We start from the raw sequence: 12,588 nt of genomic DNA on the forward strand, positions 1-12,588 counted from the left end.
ATTCATGCTCAAGTAAAAACCGATTGGTTATCGACTGTAGAATTTTCAGATATATCCAGATGTTGTCTAAAGAGAGGTTGAGTGCCGAACTTGTCACTTGCTCAAATTTGTCTAGTTTTAGAATGAAGTTTTAACCCCACATGCAAAGTGAAGCCTGGTCCGACGTATCGTCCAGTCTTGAAGGGCGACGGTGACGAGAATGGAAGAGCTGATTCTTGTAGATGAATACGATCGGGAAACCGGAACTGCCGAAAAAATGCAGGTTCACCGCGACGGACTTTTGCATCGCGCCTTCTCCATCTTCATTTTCGATTTGAAAGGCCGACTGCTCCTGCAAAAACGGGCGCTGGGCAAATATCACTCTCAAGGATTATGGACTAATACGTGTTGTGGTCATCCTCGAGCCGGCGAACCGATCCTTGCGGCAGCCAGACGACGATTGTTCGAAGAAATGGGACTGGACTGCCCAGCGCTGATCGAGGTCGAGGCCTTCGTTTATCGGACACCGGTTTCGAATGGTTTGATCGAGAACGAGTATGACCACGTCTTTGTCGGGCTCAGTCGAGTGGATCCCAAGGTGAATTCCGATGAAGCGATGGATTGGAGATGGTCAAGTCTGCATGCGGTTTTTGGCGAAATCAGGCGAGATGCGGCACAGTTCACCGTCTGGCTGCAGTTAATTTTCAGGCAGCACGACATCTCGACCGTACGCGGGTGGCACAAGCAGCTTCGTGACCGTGACGCGTTAATCAAACAGCATCGAAAAGACTTCGCTCTTCCACCTCGGCTGCAACGGCTTTCATTTGCGCTAAGCCCCCATGCTCAGGCAGCGGAACTGCATACTCGCCAATGGCTGATTCGACTGGGGCTGGAGGATGGGCCGCATGCGCGTCATCAACTTGATATATACCAGCCAGGGCTCTACGCCGGTTATATGTGGCCCGATGCAGGCTGTGAGGACCTTCTGTTGTTTGCTCACCTCACCGGGTGGTTCAGTTGTCAAGACGATCTGGCCGATGAGGATTTGAGTCAGGCACCTGAGTTACTGGAGCAGAGCATCCGTGACGTGCATGAGATGGCAAGCCGCGATGGACAACCGTTTTGCACCGGTCTGGCGGGCGGTCTGGCGGACATCATTCAGCAGGCGGGGGCGCAGATGCCCGCGCAGTGGCGACAACGAACGCTTGAGCAATATGAAAGTTATCTCTATCCCTGTTTGCGCGCAGCGATGCATCGGCTTGAAGGTTCGCAGCCGGCCGAACAGGATTTTGAAAGTGTCTGGCGCAATGCCGGCGGGTTTCAGGTGTGTGTGGAATTCAATTACTTCGCCGATCGTGTACACCTGCCATCTCGTGTTTATTACAGCGACATCTGGCAGGCGCTACGCAGGCTGAGCTTGAACCTGCTGAAGGCTGTTAATGACTTGTTGTCTTTCTCCATCATGAAAAACCCCATGGAGGACGTGTACAACCTGCTGACTCATCTCATTCATCATCGACAATGTTCCCCGCGTGAAGCTGCCAGCGAGGTTCGCCGTCGAATCGATGTGTGGGCCGGTGAGTTTTTCAAGCTGCAACGGCGCTTGCCGCGCGAGCTGGATCGACTTGAGTGCGACGATGTTTTACGCGAACAAGTCTTGCGCAGTGCCCGGACGCTCGAGGTGCAATGGCACGGCAATATTGCATGGCATCTGACAGTGCCTCGTTACCGGGAAGTCGTGATCGCTGCGGGGGTGTGACACCCCCGGCAGGAATCGAGTACGACGGGTACAGCCGATCAGTAGCGCTGATACTTGGAACCGAACTCGGGACGGTTCTCGGCGACCAGTACGCTGCGGGCCGAGCGCTCGCGCAGTTCCTGCAAGCGGTCGGCGCCACCTTCAGCGACGCGTTCGCGCAAATCTTGCAAACGGTCAGCACCGCCTTCAGCCACGCGTTCACGCAGTTCCTGCAAGCGATCCGCGCCACCTTCGGCAACGCGATCCTTCTGCAGGTTTTCCGAACCGTATTCGGCAACCAGTGGTTGGGAGCTGGCGGACGCCAGGTCGGCCATGGCCAGGCCGCCCAGCAGGCTGAGTGCGAGTACCAGGGATTTCGAGGACTTGAACATGGTGCTTCTCCTTGCGTTTGATGATGAGTGAACCAGTGCTTTCTGGTGGGTTCATTCAAACGCGAGGGTGTATCGCTGATATGTGGTGTTACGGCCCAAAAACACCGGTTACGTATCTGCGCGGCGAATTTATACAGAGCGATACAAATCCGTCAGGATTCGGCGAGCATCTCCACGGCGAAGGAGAACACATAACCCTCGTTGCGCACGGTCTTGATGTAGGTCGGCTCGCGGGAGTCGTCCAGCAGCCGCTGACGCAGGCGGCTGACCAGCAAATCGATGGAGCGGTCGAACAGGTCGGCGTCACGGCCCTGAGTCAGATTGAGCAACTGGTCGCGGCTGAGCACCCGTTGCGGATGATCGAGAAACACCCGCAGCAAACGATACTCGGCGCCGCTGAGGGCGACCATGGTGTCGTCTTCATCGAGCAGGTGGCGGGCGGTGGTGTCCAGGCGCCAGCGGCCGAACGCGAGCAGCCGCCCGGTTTCGGTGATCAGCAGATTGGGCGGCAGCATTCGCGTGCGGCGCAGCACGGCGTTGATCCGCGCCAGCAGCTCGCGGGCGGCGAAGGGTTTGGTCAGGTAATCGTCGGCGCCCATTTCCAGGCCGAGGATGCGGTCTGTCTGGTCGTCGCGGGCGGTGAGCATCAGGATCGGGATCGCCTTGTGCTTGCCGGCGCGCAACTCGCGGCACAGCACCAGCCCGTCATCGCCGGGGAGCATGATGTCGAGCACGATCAGGTCGACCGTGTTGGCTTCCAGAAAGCTGCGCATCTGCCGGCCATCGGCGACCACGGTGCTGCGCAGGCCGTTTTTTGTCAGGTAATTGCCGACCAGTTCGCGGATCTCGCGGTCATCGTCGACGATCAGGATGTGGTTGATGTGATCCATGGTTCACACTCTTTTTGTGGGAGCGAGCTTGCTCGCGAAGGCGGTCCGTCAGTCAACAAAGATGCTGAATTCGATGGCCCCTTCGCGGGCAAGCCGGCTCCCACAGTGTTATGGGATGCCCTGAAGAATGGGTCTTCAGGCTTATTCATAGGCGGTGTCAGGACACCACGCGATAGCACGGCACATACGCCGCGCCACCCGGCAGTTTCATCCGGTGCTGGGCGACGAAGGCTTTGAGCAGCAGATCGAGCGGCTGCATGATCGCGGCGTCGCCACGGATCTGATACGGCCCGTGTTCCTCGATCAGACGAATGCCCTTGTCCTTGACGTTGCCGGCGACAATCCCGGAGAACGCGCGGCGCAGGTTGGCCGCCAGTTCATGAGGCGGCTGATCGCGGTGCAGCTTGAGGTTGGCCATGTTTTCGTGGGTCGGGTCGAACGGGCGCTGGAAGCCTTCGTCGATTTTCAGCAGCCAGTTGAAGTGGAACGCATCGTTGCGTTCGCGGCGGAACTGCTTCACCGCTTTGAGGCCCGCGGTCATCTGCCGCGCCACTTCGGCCGGGTCGTCGATGATGATTTCGTAGTGCTTTTTCGCCGCCTCGCCGAGGGTGGCGGTGACAAAGGCGTCCAGTTGTTCCAGGTACGGCGCGGCGTGTTTCGGCCCGGTCAAAATCACCGGGAACGGCAGCCCGGCGTTGTCCGGGTGCATCAGGATGCCCAGCAGGTACAAGAACTCTTCGGCAGTGCCGGCGCCGCCCGGGAAGATGATGATGCCGTGGCCGACGCGGACGAAGGCTTCCAGGCGTTTTTCGATGTCCGGCAGGATCACCAGTTCGTTGACGATCGGGTTCGGCGCCTCGGCAGCGATGATGCCCGGCTCGGTCAGACCGAGGTAACGGCCACCGTGAATCCGCTGTTTGGCGTGGGCGATGGTCGCGCCTTTCATCGGGCCCTTCATCACGCCGGGACCGCAGCCGGTGCAGATGTCGAGGCTGCGCAGGCCCAGTTCGTGGCCGACTTTCTTGGTGTATTTGTATTCTTCGGTGTTGATCGAGTGGCCGCCCCAGCACACGACGATTTTCGGCTCGACGCCCGGGCGCAGGGTGCGCGCGTTGCGCAGCAGGTGGAAGACGTAGTCGCTGATGCCCTGGGAGGTGCTGAGGTCGATGCTCAGGGCGTCGAGTTCGTTTTCGGTGTAGACGATGTCGCGCAGGGCGCTGAACAGCATTTCCCGGGTGCTGGCGATCATTTCGCCGTCGACGAAGGCGTCGGCCGGAGCGTTCAGCAATTCCAGGCGCACGCCGCGATCCTGCTGGTGGATGCGGATTTCGAAGTCTTTGTAGGCTTCAAGGATGGTCTTTGCGTTGTCGACATGGGCGCCGGTATTGAGGATGGCCAGGGCGCACTGGCGAAAGAGGGTGTAGGTGCTGCCGGTTCCGGCCTGGCTCAGTTGCTGAACTTCACGTTGGGAAAGGGTTTCGAGGCTGCCTTTCGGGCTGACCGAGGCATTGATTACGTGTCGTTGGGTCATGCAGTGATCCTTAAAACGATGTCATTGCCGGCCTGGCCAATGGCATCCGAATAGTGTGTATCCATGAATGAAGATGGCACGATCTGCGTGGTATCGCCATGTCCCCGTTGGACGTAGAAAAGATGAAAAGGCGCTCCAGCATAGCTAAATCCGCCTCAGAGGCGATAATGCGCCGGCCTCTTTTTATTTCAAGCCATGGAAGCCTGTCGCGATGTTCGAGATTCAACCGATCGATGCCATCAGTTATCGCCAGCAGACCCGGCGCAGCACGCTGATCATCGCGTTGCTGTTTCTGGTGCTGGCGATGGCGTTTTCGACGGCGGCGGTGGCGCTGTTCGGCGAGCCGGGCGGGGATAATCTGCGGTTCAATGTTGGCGGGGTGTTTGGCGCATTTCTGCTGACGGCGGCGTTGTTGCGCGGGCGTTTCTGGAACCAGACCTGGATGGCTCCGGCAGTGTACGGCTGGCGGCTCAAGCGCAGCCTGATGAGCGTCACCAATGTGATGCATCAGGTGACGGCGGCGGTGGAGAAGGGTGATCCGGTGGCGATGAAGGTGCTGCGTTTCTATCACCTGGGCCTGACTCAGATGCATGAACTGGATGGCAACGCCAGCGATCACGCGCAATTGCACCGGGAAGTCGAAGCGCACAAGGCGCGGATGGAGGCGCTCGGTCTGGACACCGATCAGACGCGCCTCGATCCGGCCTGGCTGGAAACCTTGAAAGCGCGCTAAAACGGAATGCGCGCGGCGCGTCTGAGTTTCCAGCGGCGAATCAGGCGCCCGTAGACCAGCAGGTTGACCGCCAGCACCACGCTGCCCAGTACCAGCTGAATCTGCGTGGTCAGCCCGGCCGGGTAGATGATCGGCCAGACGTAATGTTCGATGAAGCCGCCGGCATACTCTGTTTGCCCGGCGGCGTGGCGCATCAGGTTTTCCCAATAGGTCAGCGGACAGGTCAGGTGCAACACCTCGACCGCCACGCCCCAGGCCGCCGCCGGCAAATGCAGCCACATCAGCCGCGGCCACTTGAGCACCAGCAGTCCGCCGAACAGCACGAACAGAATGAACAGCAAATGAAACAGCACCAGCCCGTCGGCGGCTATTCGATACAGCATGTCGTCTCCCTGACGCGTGTGTGAATGGTTGCCATGTTACGCCCGTAAACGACTGACGGAAGGAAGGATTTGCGCCAACTGCGCAAGATTGTTCAAGCCATGAAAGGGCGTTTGCTGGCAGAGTCCGGGGCCTTGTCTCACGGTTGAAGCGTGTTATGTCTGACTCATTAATGCCGCGCAGTGCCTTCCTTCGCGGCGCCGCGGCGATCATGCCGTTATCCCTGGCGACCGCCCCTTGGGGGCTGCTGGCCGGCTCAATGGCGATTGAAGCCAACCTCACGCCGCTGCAAGGGCAGGGCCTGTCGAGCATCGTGTTTGCCGGCGCTGCGCAATTGGTGGCGATCGGCATGCTCAAGGGCGGCGCCGGGATTTTCTCGATTCTGCTGACCACGCTGCTGCTGACCTCGCAGCACTTGCTTTACGGCATGAGCTTGCGCCAGGTGATTTCGCCGTTGCCGGGACGTTGGCGCATCGGCCTGGGCTTTTTGCTCACCGACGAGTTGTTCGCCCTGACCAGTCAGCACGATCGTCAGCAGTTCAACCGCTGGTACGCCCTGGGCGTCGGCCTGACGTTCTACATCGCCTGGAACCTCTTTACCCTGGCCGGCATCGTGCTCGGCAGCAGCATTCCGGGGCTTGAACACCTTGGGCTGGACTTCTCGATTGCCGCCACTTTCATCGCTCTGATCACACCGGTGGTGCGCAATGTGCCGACGGTGGTCTGCGTGGCAGTGTCGCTGTTCTGCTCGGTGTTGTTCAGTTATTGGCAATGGGGTTCGGCGCTGGTGCTGTCGGGGCTGGCCGGCATGACGGCCGGGTTTATCTGCAACAAGTTGTATCGGGAGCGCACATGATGGTCTGGGCTGTGATTTTCGGCATGGGGATTCTGGTGTTCCTCAATCGTTACGTGTTTCTCGAACCACGCTTGCCGTTGCGATTAAGCAGTAACGCACGGCAATTTCTCGGTTTTGCCGTGCCGGGCATGTTGACCGCGATTTGCGGGCCGATTGTGTTCATGCCGGACAAACAACTGAATCTGCAGTGGGATAACCCTTATCTGCTGAGTTCGTTAGTGGCAATCGCACTGGTGATCTACACGCGCAACACGTTGCTCAGCATGCTATTGAGCATGGCGTTTTTCTTTGTATTGCGCTGGTGGCTTTAAGTTCTACGCTTAATGGATCAATTTCAAGAGCGAGGTGAACATGGCAACCGAGCAGAAGCGTCCTGAAGAAGATGACGAACCGAGCGAAGAAGAAATCGAACGGGAGAAACACAAGGAGCAGACCTGGAAGCATGACGACAGCCGCGAGTTGTCCGACCGTGATCAGGAACGCCCGCTGAAACCCTGAACGCCACAACGAAAAGCCCCGCGATTGCGGGGCTTTTCGTTCATCAAAGATCGTCCAAGTGCGTGAAATCGGGGTGGGAGGCCCGATAACCCAAGGTCTTGTCGATCCAGGCATTCAACTCGTTGACCATCACCGGCGGGTGGCAGGGATAGCTTTCGAGGGTGGCGCGCAGGATGCGGTCGATATCGGGTACGTCACGCAGGTTTCGAGTCTTTATGTAATGGCCGATAAAACAGTCGAGTTGAAAGCGTTCTGTCGGGGACAGATGAATACACTCCAGGCCTGTGACCTGTTTGATTGCAAAATCGTCGCGCAACTTAATTCTCTGCAAGGCTTGTAAGTTTGTGGGGGATTCCTGGTTTTGCTGACTCTTTGGTCAACTGGTATGCCAAAAGGAAATGCGGCGCGCATGCTATCCGTAGTGTTTGTAAATGTATGTATGACGGTTGAAATGTCAGACAGGCGGTTAGTTCAATCAAACGACTGTTTAGGTTGAATGTTTCGCGTTTGAAACACCGCGTGTAACACGCAGGATTCGATTCGTGAATTCCTGCTTTTGATAACGCACCACGTCGACATTTATTTACGGTACGGCATCAATCAATTCCGCACCCTGATTGCGGGAGTTGCCCACCGCTTTGCCGACTTTGTGCCATTGGAACGCTTCGCTGGGTTCGGCTTCGAACAACAGCATCTGCGCGGCACGCTCTGTGGGCGTGGCGGGATCGAGCCATTCCTGAACCCGGTCAGGGCGCAGCACAATCGGGCGCCGGTCATGCACATCGAGCAAGCCGCCTTCGCTGTTGGCGGTAATGATGACGAAGCCGTCGTCTTCCCGTGAAGGTTCGCCGGGTATCGGAAACTGGCCAATGGCGGCGCAGAAAACCGGCTGGTGATCGGTCCGACGAATCAGCCACGGTTGTCGGCTCTTGTCGGGTGCATCGACCCACTCGAACCAGTTGTCGACCGGCACGATCAGTCGATGACGCCAGATCGCTCGAAAGAACGGCCCGTGGGCGACTTTTTCCAGCCGCGCGTTGATCGGTGCGGCGCGATCCCTGGCCCAGTGCGGGCGCCAGCCCCAGCGCAGATTGTCGGCGTATAGCCGTTGTTGGTGCTGATGAAGGATCGCCAGTGACGTGGTGGGCGCGGCGTTGTAATGCGCCAGCGGGGCGTCGCCGACGTGATTGATCAGCGCATCGGGAATACTCAGCACCGCGACGAAATCGTGGATACCCCGGTATTGCGACAGTCTTCCGCACATCGGCCGACCCTCCAGCGAACACCTGCCTGAAGGTTTGAGCTTAGTTGCACGGTTCAATCCTTGCTGCCCTGGCCGGTGAACGCGTCGCGCCAGACCAGCCAGCGACGTTCCAGCACGGCCAGCAGGCCGTCGCTGAGTTTGCCCAGCAGCGCCAGGACGATGATCGCAGCCAGTACGATGTCCGGCCGCGACGTTTCGCGACCGTCACTGAGCAGGTAACCCAGACCTTTGGTCGCGGCGATCAGTTCGGCCGCCACCAGAAACATCCACGACAGGCTCATGCCGCTGCGCAATCCGGTGAACAGGCCGGGCAGGGCGGCGGGCAACAGAATCCGTTGCACCAGTTGCAGCGGGCTGAAGCCGTAGATGTGCCCGACTTCCACCAGTTTGCGGTCGATGTTGCGTATCGCCGCGACCACGTTGACGTACACCGGGAAGAACGCGCCGATGGCGATCAGAACGATTTTCGAGGTCTCGTCGATCCCCAGCCATAGCAGCAACAGCGGCACCCAGGCCAGGCTGGGAATCGACCGCAGTGCGGCGAACGTCGGTTCCAGATAAGCCTCGGCTTCACGGCTCAGGCCGACCCACGCGGCAAACACCAGCGCCAGACTCGCACCGATGGCGAACCCCAGCAGTACGCGAATCAGGCTGGCGCCGATGTGCTTCCACAAGGCGCCTTCGGCCAAATCGGTAAGGGTCAGGGCGATCTCGCTTGGCGCGGGCATCTGGTAGGACGGCAGCCAGCCGATGCGTACGATGAATTCGAGGGCGATCACGATCAGCAGTGGCAGGGCCAGGCCTTTAAGGCGCCGACGCCAGAGCGGATTCAGCAGTGGGCGTTTGCGGTGTGGTGCCGGCACGGCGAGGCGGGCGGGCAAGTCGTTGCTCATGGACGGTTCTCCGCTCACGACAAATCCGCGACGGGCGCGGACTTGTTGTGAGCCTGGTGGGTTACTGGGCGGCGACTTGCTGGAAACCGGTGTCGATCAACTGATCGATGACCTGATCGACATTCACCCCACGGCGCACCAGTTCTTCGGAGACCAGAATCGGCGCGGCGGCTTTCGAGGCCAGCACGTCCCTGGCGGTCAGCTGCGGGCTGCTCAGGTCGGTGCGCGACAATTGCAGTTTGGCCACGTCCAGCGGCAGGCCGGATTCGCTGGCGAGCAATTTGGCCAATTCGTCGGGGTTCTTCACCGACCACTCGCGGGCCTGCTCATAGGCCTTGATCACGGTGTCGATGGTTTGCGGGTGTTGCTTGGCGTATTGCTCGGTGACGCTGACCACGCCGTAGCTGTTGAAGTCGCGATTGCGGTACAGCAGGCGCGAACCGGCCTGCACCTGACTGGCGGCCATGTGCGGATCGAGGCCGGCCCAGGCGTCGACATCGTCTTTCTCCAGCGCGGTGCGGCCGTCCGGGTGCTGCAGGTGTACCAGTTCCACGTCGTCCTTTTTCAGCCCGGCCTGTTGCAGGGTGCGCAGGGTGAACAGATAAGGATCGGTGCCTTTGGTGGCGGCGATTTTCTTGCCCTTGAGGTCGGCGACAGACTGGATCGGCGAGTCTTTGCGCACCACCAGCGCGGTCCATTCGGCGCGGCTGTAGACGTAGACCGATTTGATCGGACTGCCATTGGCGCGGCTGAGCACGGCGGCGAGGCTGGCCGACGAGGCGAAATTCACGCCGCCGCTGTTAAGGTATTCCAGCGAGCGGTTACTGCCCTGGCTCAGCACCCAGCTGACTTTGCTCTGGGGCAAGGCTTTTTCCAGGTAGCCCAGATGTTTCAGCGCCAGGCTGACCGGCGAGTAATAGGCGTAATCCAGATGCACTTCAGCCGGCGGCGCTTCGGCAGCGTGGGCCAGAGGATGCAGACTCAGGGCTACTGCGCAGGCCGCGAGCAGCGTTTTGATGCGGGAAAACGGTAAGAGGGGTTTCATGGGCACGCTCCGGCAAGGCAACAGATTCTTATGTCAAAAAAGATATTTTTATCGAATGCTTCCTGCATGAATGGAATATTGCAGGCTCTGTGCCATGTGCGCGTTGTCCCGCATTTATTGGGCTTAACGCCGGTTTTGCAGGTTTGAAGTGTTGCAGGGAAAACACTCTGACGAGCCACTGTTGCTCGGCCAACAGTGCGGAGGGAAGGTGCTGAGCTTATGCGTTAATCGAATTTCAAATCTGATTTGTAAGAGCGTTATGGTCTATAAAAATCCCTCTGCAGGACTCGCCATGAAGCTCTCACGTTTCCTACGCGCCGCGTTGACCAGCGCACTGTTTGCCACGCCATTGACCTACGCTGCCGAACCCTTGGTACTGCACGTCGGCGACCAGAATTACTACAACATCCGCGCTTCGATAGAAGCGTCCGGCGTGTTGAAGGACGCGCCTTACACGGTTGACTGGAAACACTTCCAGGCTGCCGCGCCGTTGGCCGAAGCGTTGCAGACCGGGTCGCTGGATCTGGGTTTCCTGGGGGATTCGGGTTTTCTGTTTCTGGCCGCTAAACAAGCGCCGGTGAAGCTGATCGGTGTGTCGCGACAGAATCCGGATACCATCGCCCTGTTGGTGCCCAAGGATTCTCCGGTGAAAACCATCGAGGATCTGAAGGGCAAGAAAGTCGCCTACTGGCCGGGCGCCTGGAGTCAGCAGCTGACTCTTCGCGCACTGGAGCAGGGTGGTTTGCCGGAGAATTACGTCGACTTCGTCAAACTGATGCCGATCGATGCGGCGGCCGCGCTACCGCAAGGCAGCATCGACGCGTTCCCGGTGTGGGAGCCGTATATTTCCCAGCAGATCGTGTTCTCCGGCGCCCGGCCGATTCTCACCGCGAAAAACCTGATGCCGGGCTTGAGCGCCATCGCCGCGTCTGCGCCGTCCATCGACAGCAAGCGTGAAGCGATCGCCGATTTCCTTGGGCGCCTGAAGCAGGCCCGGGCCTGGGTTGACAGTCACACCGACGAGTACGCCGACCTGTGGGCGAAGAAGGCCAACCTCGATCAACAGGTTTCGCGGCACTGGTTGCGCCAGGCGCACATGACGGTCGGCCCGGTGGATCAGCAGGCCGCCGCTGACCTGCAAAGCACCGCCGATTTTCTGTTCAAGGTCAAGGCGCTACCGGCTCCGCTGGCCACGGCGGGGATCATCGACGGCTCGTTTCAACAGGCACTGGCACGCTGAGCGAGCGCCGGAACCAAACCCTGTGTATCTTTATCCAACCTCGGCCCATCTCAATGGGTCGCAGGGAGGCAGCAGCGGCGAAGGAGTTTTGCCAATCGACAACATGACCGCAACGGTCGGGCTCAAGGCAAAACATGACACAGTGGTTCAAGCTTTTCTGCGCGATGGCGATGGTCGTCGGGTTGGCCGGATGCATCGCCGCTCCCATCGAAATGTCCGCGCAGACCGAAGCCCGGCTCAAAGAGCAGGCGCCTGTGCGCTTTCTGTTGACCTTCGATGACGGCCCCAGCGCTTCGAGTCTTTTCAATCCTACCGACACCGTGCTCGACAGCCTCAAGGACAACCCGCTGCAACCGGGGATCAAAGCGGTGTTTTTCGTCCAGACCCGCGCACCCCGAGCGGGCAACAGCGAGATCGGTCGGCGAGTCATGCGCCGCGAGTATGACGAAGGGCACATTCTGGGCTTTCACACCGCCACCCATTGGCACACCAATCATCGATTGCTCGACCCGGATGAGCTCGAAACTTCGCTGACCAACGGCTCGGCAGACATCGCGGCGATCACCGGCGCGCCGCCGACGTTATTGCGTCCGCCGTTCTGGAACTACGACAAACGTACCTTCGCCGCCTATCAACAGCACCATATGCAAGTGTTGCTGACCGACCTGAGCGCCAACGACGGCAAGATCTGGGGCTTCAACGCCAGCCCCCGGCGGCGGGCGAACATGCTGCGACAACTGTCGGAGGTCCGCGAACGGATTGCCCTCGGCGAATTGCCAACGGTGGACGGAGTGATTCCGGTGGTAGTGACCTTCCATGACCTCAACCGCTACACCGCCCGTCACACCCGCGAGTACTTGCAGATACTGCTCGACAGTGCCGCCGCCACCGGCGTGCGACTGGCAGGCAAACCGTTCTATGACGATCGCGCGGCGCTGGAAAAGGCTGCGCTGGCGCGCACGGTGCGCGAGTCGTCGAAACCGGTGAATCTGCCGGGAATATGGAACTGGATCTGGGACCATGACGCCCATTGAGAGCCGCGATTTGAAGTTGTGAAGCGGTTGGCAATTTTTACACTGGGCGGCAGGGGCGGGGCAGTGAAAGCTCATCTATGCTCATCGGGTCGCCCGAGCCAACGCCTGTGAGGC

General features: G+C 59.4%; 15 protein-coding genes. 7 read left to right on the forward strand and 8 right to left on the reverse strand.

Features of this window, described 5'->3' with window-relative positions:
- The first annotated feature begins 199 nt into the window (after positions 1–199).
- Complete coding sequence (idi, locus tag CAG25_RS28895; protein WP_237233727.1) at positions 200–1,738, forward strand: isopentenyl-diphosphate Delta-isomerase; 1,539 nt, start codon at positions 200–202, stop codon at positions 1,736–1,738.
- Positions 1,739–1,776: 38 nt separating this feature from the next.
- On the opposite strand, the gene CAG25_RS19630 is transcribed toward idi, so the two are convergent.
- The 3 genes from CAG25_RS19630 to ppnN all read right to left on the reverse strand — a co-directional run bounded on the left by CAG25_RS19630 (position 1,777) and on the right by ppnN (position 4,530).
- The gene (locus CAG25_RS19630; protein ID WP_085610599.1) at positions 1,777–2,109 is read right to left on the reverse strand and encodes a hypothetical protein; all 333 of its coding nucleotides are present in this window, start codon (positions 2,107–2,109) and stop codon (positions 1,777–1,779) included.
- A 152-nt stretch (positions 2,110–2,261) separates the two neighbouring features.
- Entirely contained in the window at positions 2,262–2,999 is a 738-nt protein-coding gene (locus tag CAG25_RS19635) for a response regulator (protein WP_039766999.1), read from the reverse strand.
- Positions 3,000–3,156: 157 nt separating this feature from the next.
- On the reverse strand, positions 3,157–4,530 hold the full coding sequence (gene ppnN / locus CAG25_RS19640) for a nucleotide 5'-monophosphate nucleosidase PpnN (RefSeq protein WP_085610598.1): 1,374 nt from the start codon (positions 4,528–4,530) through the stop codon (positions 3,157–3,159).
- Between the two features lie 211 nt (positions 4,531–4,741).
- On the opposite strand from ppnN, the gene CAG25_RS19645 reads away from it, so the two are divergent.
- Positions 4,742–5,263 carry a DUF3087 domain-containing protein gene (locus tag CAG25_RS19645; RefSeq protein WP_085610597.1) on the forward strand — a complete coding sequence of 174 codons (522 nt, stop codon included), beginning with the start codon at positions 4,742–4,744 and terminating at the stop codon, positions 5,261–5,263.
- On the opposite strand, the gene CAG25_RS19650 is transcribed toward CAG25_RS19645, so the two are convergent.
- A complete protein-coding gene (locus CAG25_RS19650) occupies positions 5,260–5,646 on the reverse strand; it encodes a DUF2784 domain-containing protein (RefSeq protein WP_085610596.1) in 387 nt (128 codons plus the stop codon). The two genes, CAG25_RS19645 and CAG25_RS19650, sit on opposite strands and share 4 nt — an antisense overlap.
- A gap of 155 nt (positions 5,647–5,801) precedes the next feature.
- Here CAG25_RS19650 and CAG25_RS19655 point away from each other — a divergent pair, with 155 nt between their 5' ends.
- Genes CAG25_RS19655 through CAG25_RS28680 form a run of 3 tightly spaced genes read left to right on the forward strand, consistent with a single transcriptional unit; the run spans position 5,802 to position 6,998 of the window.
- Positions 5,802–6,500: an AzlC family ABC transporter permease gene (locus tag CAG25_RS19655; protein ID WP_085610595.1), complete on the forward strand. Its 699-nt coding sequence runs from the start codon at positions 5,802–5,804 to the stop codon at positions 6,498–6,500.
- A complete protein-coding gene (locus CAG25_RS19660; RefSeq protein WP_178076444.1) occupies positions 6,500–6,811 on the forward strand; it encodes an AzlD domain-containing protein in 312 nt (103 codons plus the stop codon). The genes CAG25_RS19655 and CAG25_RS19660 overlap by 1 nt, the downstream gene beginning before the upstream one ends.
- A 40-nt stretch (positions 6,812–6,851) precedes the next feature.
- Positions 6,852–6,998 (forward strand): hypothetical protein, encoded by a 147-nt coding sequence (locus tag CAG25_RS28680; protein ID WP_007950514.1) that lies wholly within the window; start codon positions 6,852–6,854, stop codon positions 6,996–6,998.
- A 43-nt stretch (positions 6,999–7,041) separates the two neighbouring features.
- Here the strand turns inward: CAG25_RS28680 and CAG25_RS19665 are convergent, their stop codons facing one another.
- The 4 genes from CAG25_RS19665 to CAG25_RS19680 form a co-directional block, all read right to left on the reverse strand.
- The gene (locus tag CAG25_RS19665; protein ID WP_039767674.1) at positions 7,042–7,314 is read right to left on the reverse strand and encodes a hypothetical protein; all 273 of its coding nucleotides are present in this window, start codon (positions 7,312–7,314) and stop codon (positions 7,042–7,044) included.
- A gap of 267 nt (positions 7,315–7,581) precedes the next feature.
- Positions 7,582–8,262, reverse strand: a complete 681-nt coding sequence (locus CAG25_RS19670) for an SOS response-associated peptidase (RefSeq protein WP_085610593.1) — start codon at positions 8,260–8,262, stop codon at positions 7,582–7,584.
- 53 nt (positions 8,263–8,315) lie between these two features.
- Positions 8,316–9,155 carry an ABC transporter permease gene (locus tag CAG25_RS19675; protein WP_085610592.1) on the reverse strand — a complete coding sequence of 280 codons (840 nt, stop codon included), beginning with the start codon at positions 9,153–9,155 and terminating at the stop codon, positions 8,316–8,318.
- A gap of 61 nt (positions 9,156–9,216) precedes the next feature.
- A complete protein-coding gene (locus CAG25_RS19680) occupies positions 9,217–10,200 on the reverse strand; it encodes an aliphatic sulfonate ABC transporter substrate-binding protein (protein WP_085610591.1) in 984 nt (327 codons plus the stop codon).
- A gap of 292 nt (positions 10,201–10,492) precedes the next feature.
- Here CAG25_RS19680 and CAG25_RS19685 point away from each other — a divergent pair, with 292 nt between their 5' ends.
- Both CAG25_RS19685 and CAG25_RS19690 read left to right on the forward strand, forming a co-directional pair.
- Positions 10,493–11,440 carry an ABC transporter substrate-binding protein gene (locus tag CAG25_RS19685; protein WP_064597360.1) on the forward strand — a complete coding sequence of 316 codons (948 nt, stop codon included), beginning with the start codon at positions 10,493–10,495 and terminating at the stop codon, positions 11,438–11,440.
- Positions 11,441–11,574: 134 nt separating this feature from the next.
- Positions 11,575–12,474, forward strand: a complete 900-nt coding sequence (locus CAG25_RS19690; RefSeq protein WP_085610590.1) for a polysaccharide deacetylase family protein — start codon at positions 11,575–11,577, stop codon at positions 12,472–12,474.
- The last annotated feature ends 114 nt before the right edge of the window (positions 12,475–12,588 follow it).

This window comes from Pseudomonas sp. B16(2017) (assembly GCF_002113205.1).
Taxonomy (GTDB): Bacteria; Pseudomonadota; Gammaproteobacteria; order Pseudomonadales; family Pseudomonadaceae; genus Aquipseudomonas; species Aquipseudomonas pharyngis.

Bases quoted from the DNA above. Each gene is read 5' to 3' on its own strand.
- CAG25_RS19680 (WP_085610591.1), bottom strand. From the start codon at position 10,200: ATGAAACCCCTCTTACCGTTTTCCCGCATCAAAACGCTGCTCGCGGCC.
- CAG25_RS19655 (WP_085610595.1), top strand. From the start codon at position 5,802: ATGTCTGACTCATTAATGCCGCGCAGTGCCTTCCTTCGCGGCGCCGCG.
- CAG25_RS19690 (WP_085610590.1), top strand. From the start codon at position 11,575: ATGACACAGTGGTTCAAGCTTTTCTGCGCGATGGCGATGGTCGTCGGG.
- CAG25_RS19685 (WP_064597360.1), top strand. From the start codon at position 10,493: ATGAAGCTCTCACGTTTCCTACGCGCCGCGTTGACCAGCGCACTGTTT.
- ppnN (WP_085610598.1), bottom strand. From the start codon at position 4,530: ATGACCCAACGACACGTAATCAATGCCTCGGTCAGCCCGAAAGGCAGC.
- idi (WP_237233727.1), top strand. From the start codon at position 200: ATGGAAGAGCTGATTCTTGTAGATGAATACGATCGGGAAACCGGAACT.
- CAG25_RS19650 (WP_085610596.1), bottom strand. From the start codon at position 5,646: ATGCTGTATCGAATAGCCGCCGACGGGCTGGTGCTGTTTCATTTGCTG.
- CAG25_RS19645 (WP_085610597.1), top strand. From the start codon at position 4,742: ATGTTCGAGATTCAACCGATCGATGCCATCAGTTATCGCCAGCAGACC.
- CAG25_RS19670 (WP_085610593.1), bottom strand. From the start codon at position 8,262: ATGTGCGGAAGACTGTCGCAATACCGGGGTATCCACGATTTCGTCGCG.
- CAG25_RS19635 (WP_039766999.1), bottom strand. From the start codon at position 2,999: ATGGATCACATCAACCACATCCTGATCGTCGACGATGACCGCGAGATC.
- CAG25_RS19660 (WP_178076444.1), top strand. From the start codon at position 6,500: ATGGTCTGGGCTGTGATTTTCGGCATGGGGATTCTGGTGTTCCTCAAT.
- CAG25_RS19675 (WP_085610592.1), bottom strand. From the start codon at position 9,155: ATGAGCAACGACTTGCCCGCCCGCCTCGCCGTGCCGGCACCACACCGC.
- CAG25_RS28680 (WP_007950514.1), top strand. From the start codon at position 6,852: ATGGCAACCGAGCAGAAGCGTCCTGAAGAAGATGACGAACCGAGCGAA.
- CAG25_RS19630 (WP_085610599.1), bottom strand. From the start codon at position 2,109: ATGTTCAAGTCCTCGAAATCCCTGGTACTCGCACTCAGCCTGCTGGGC.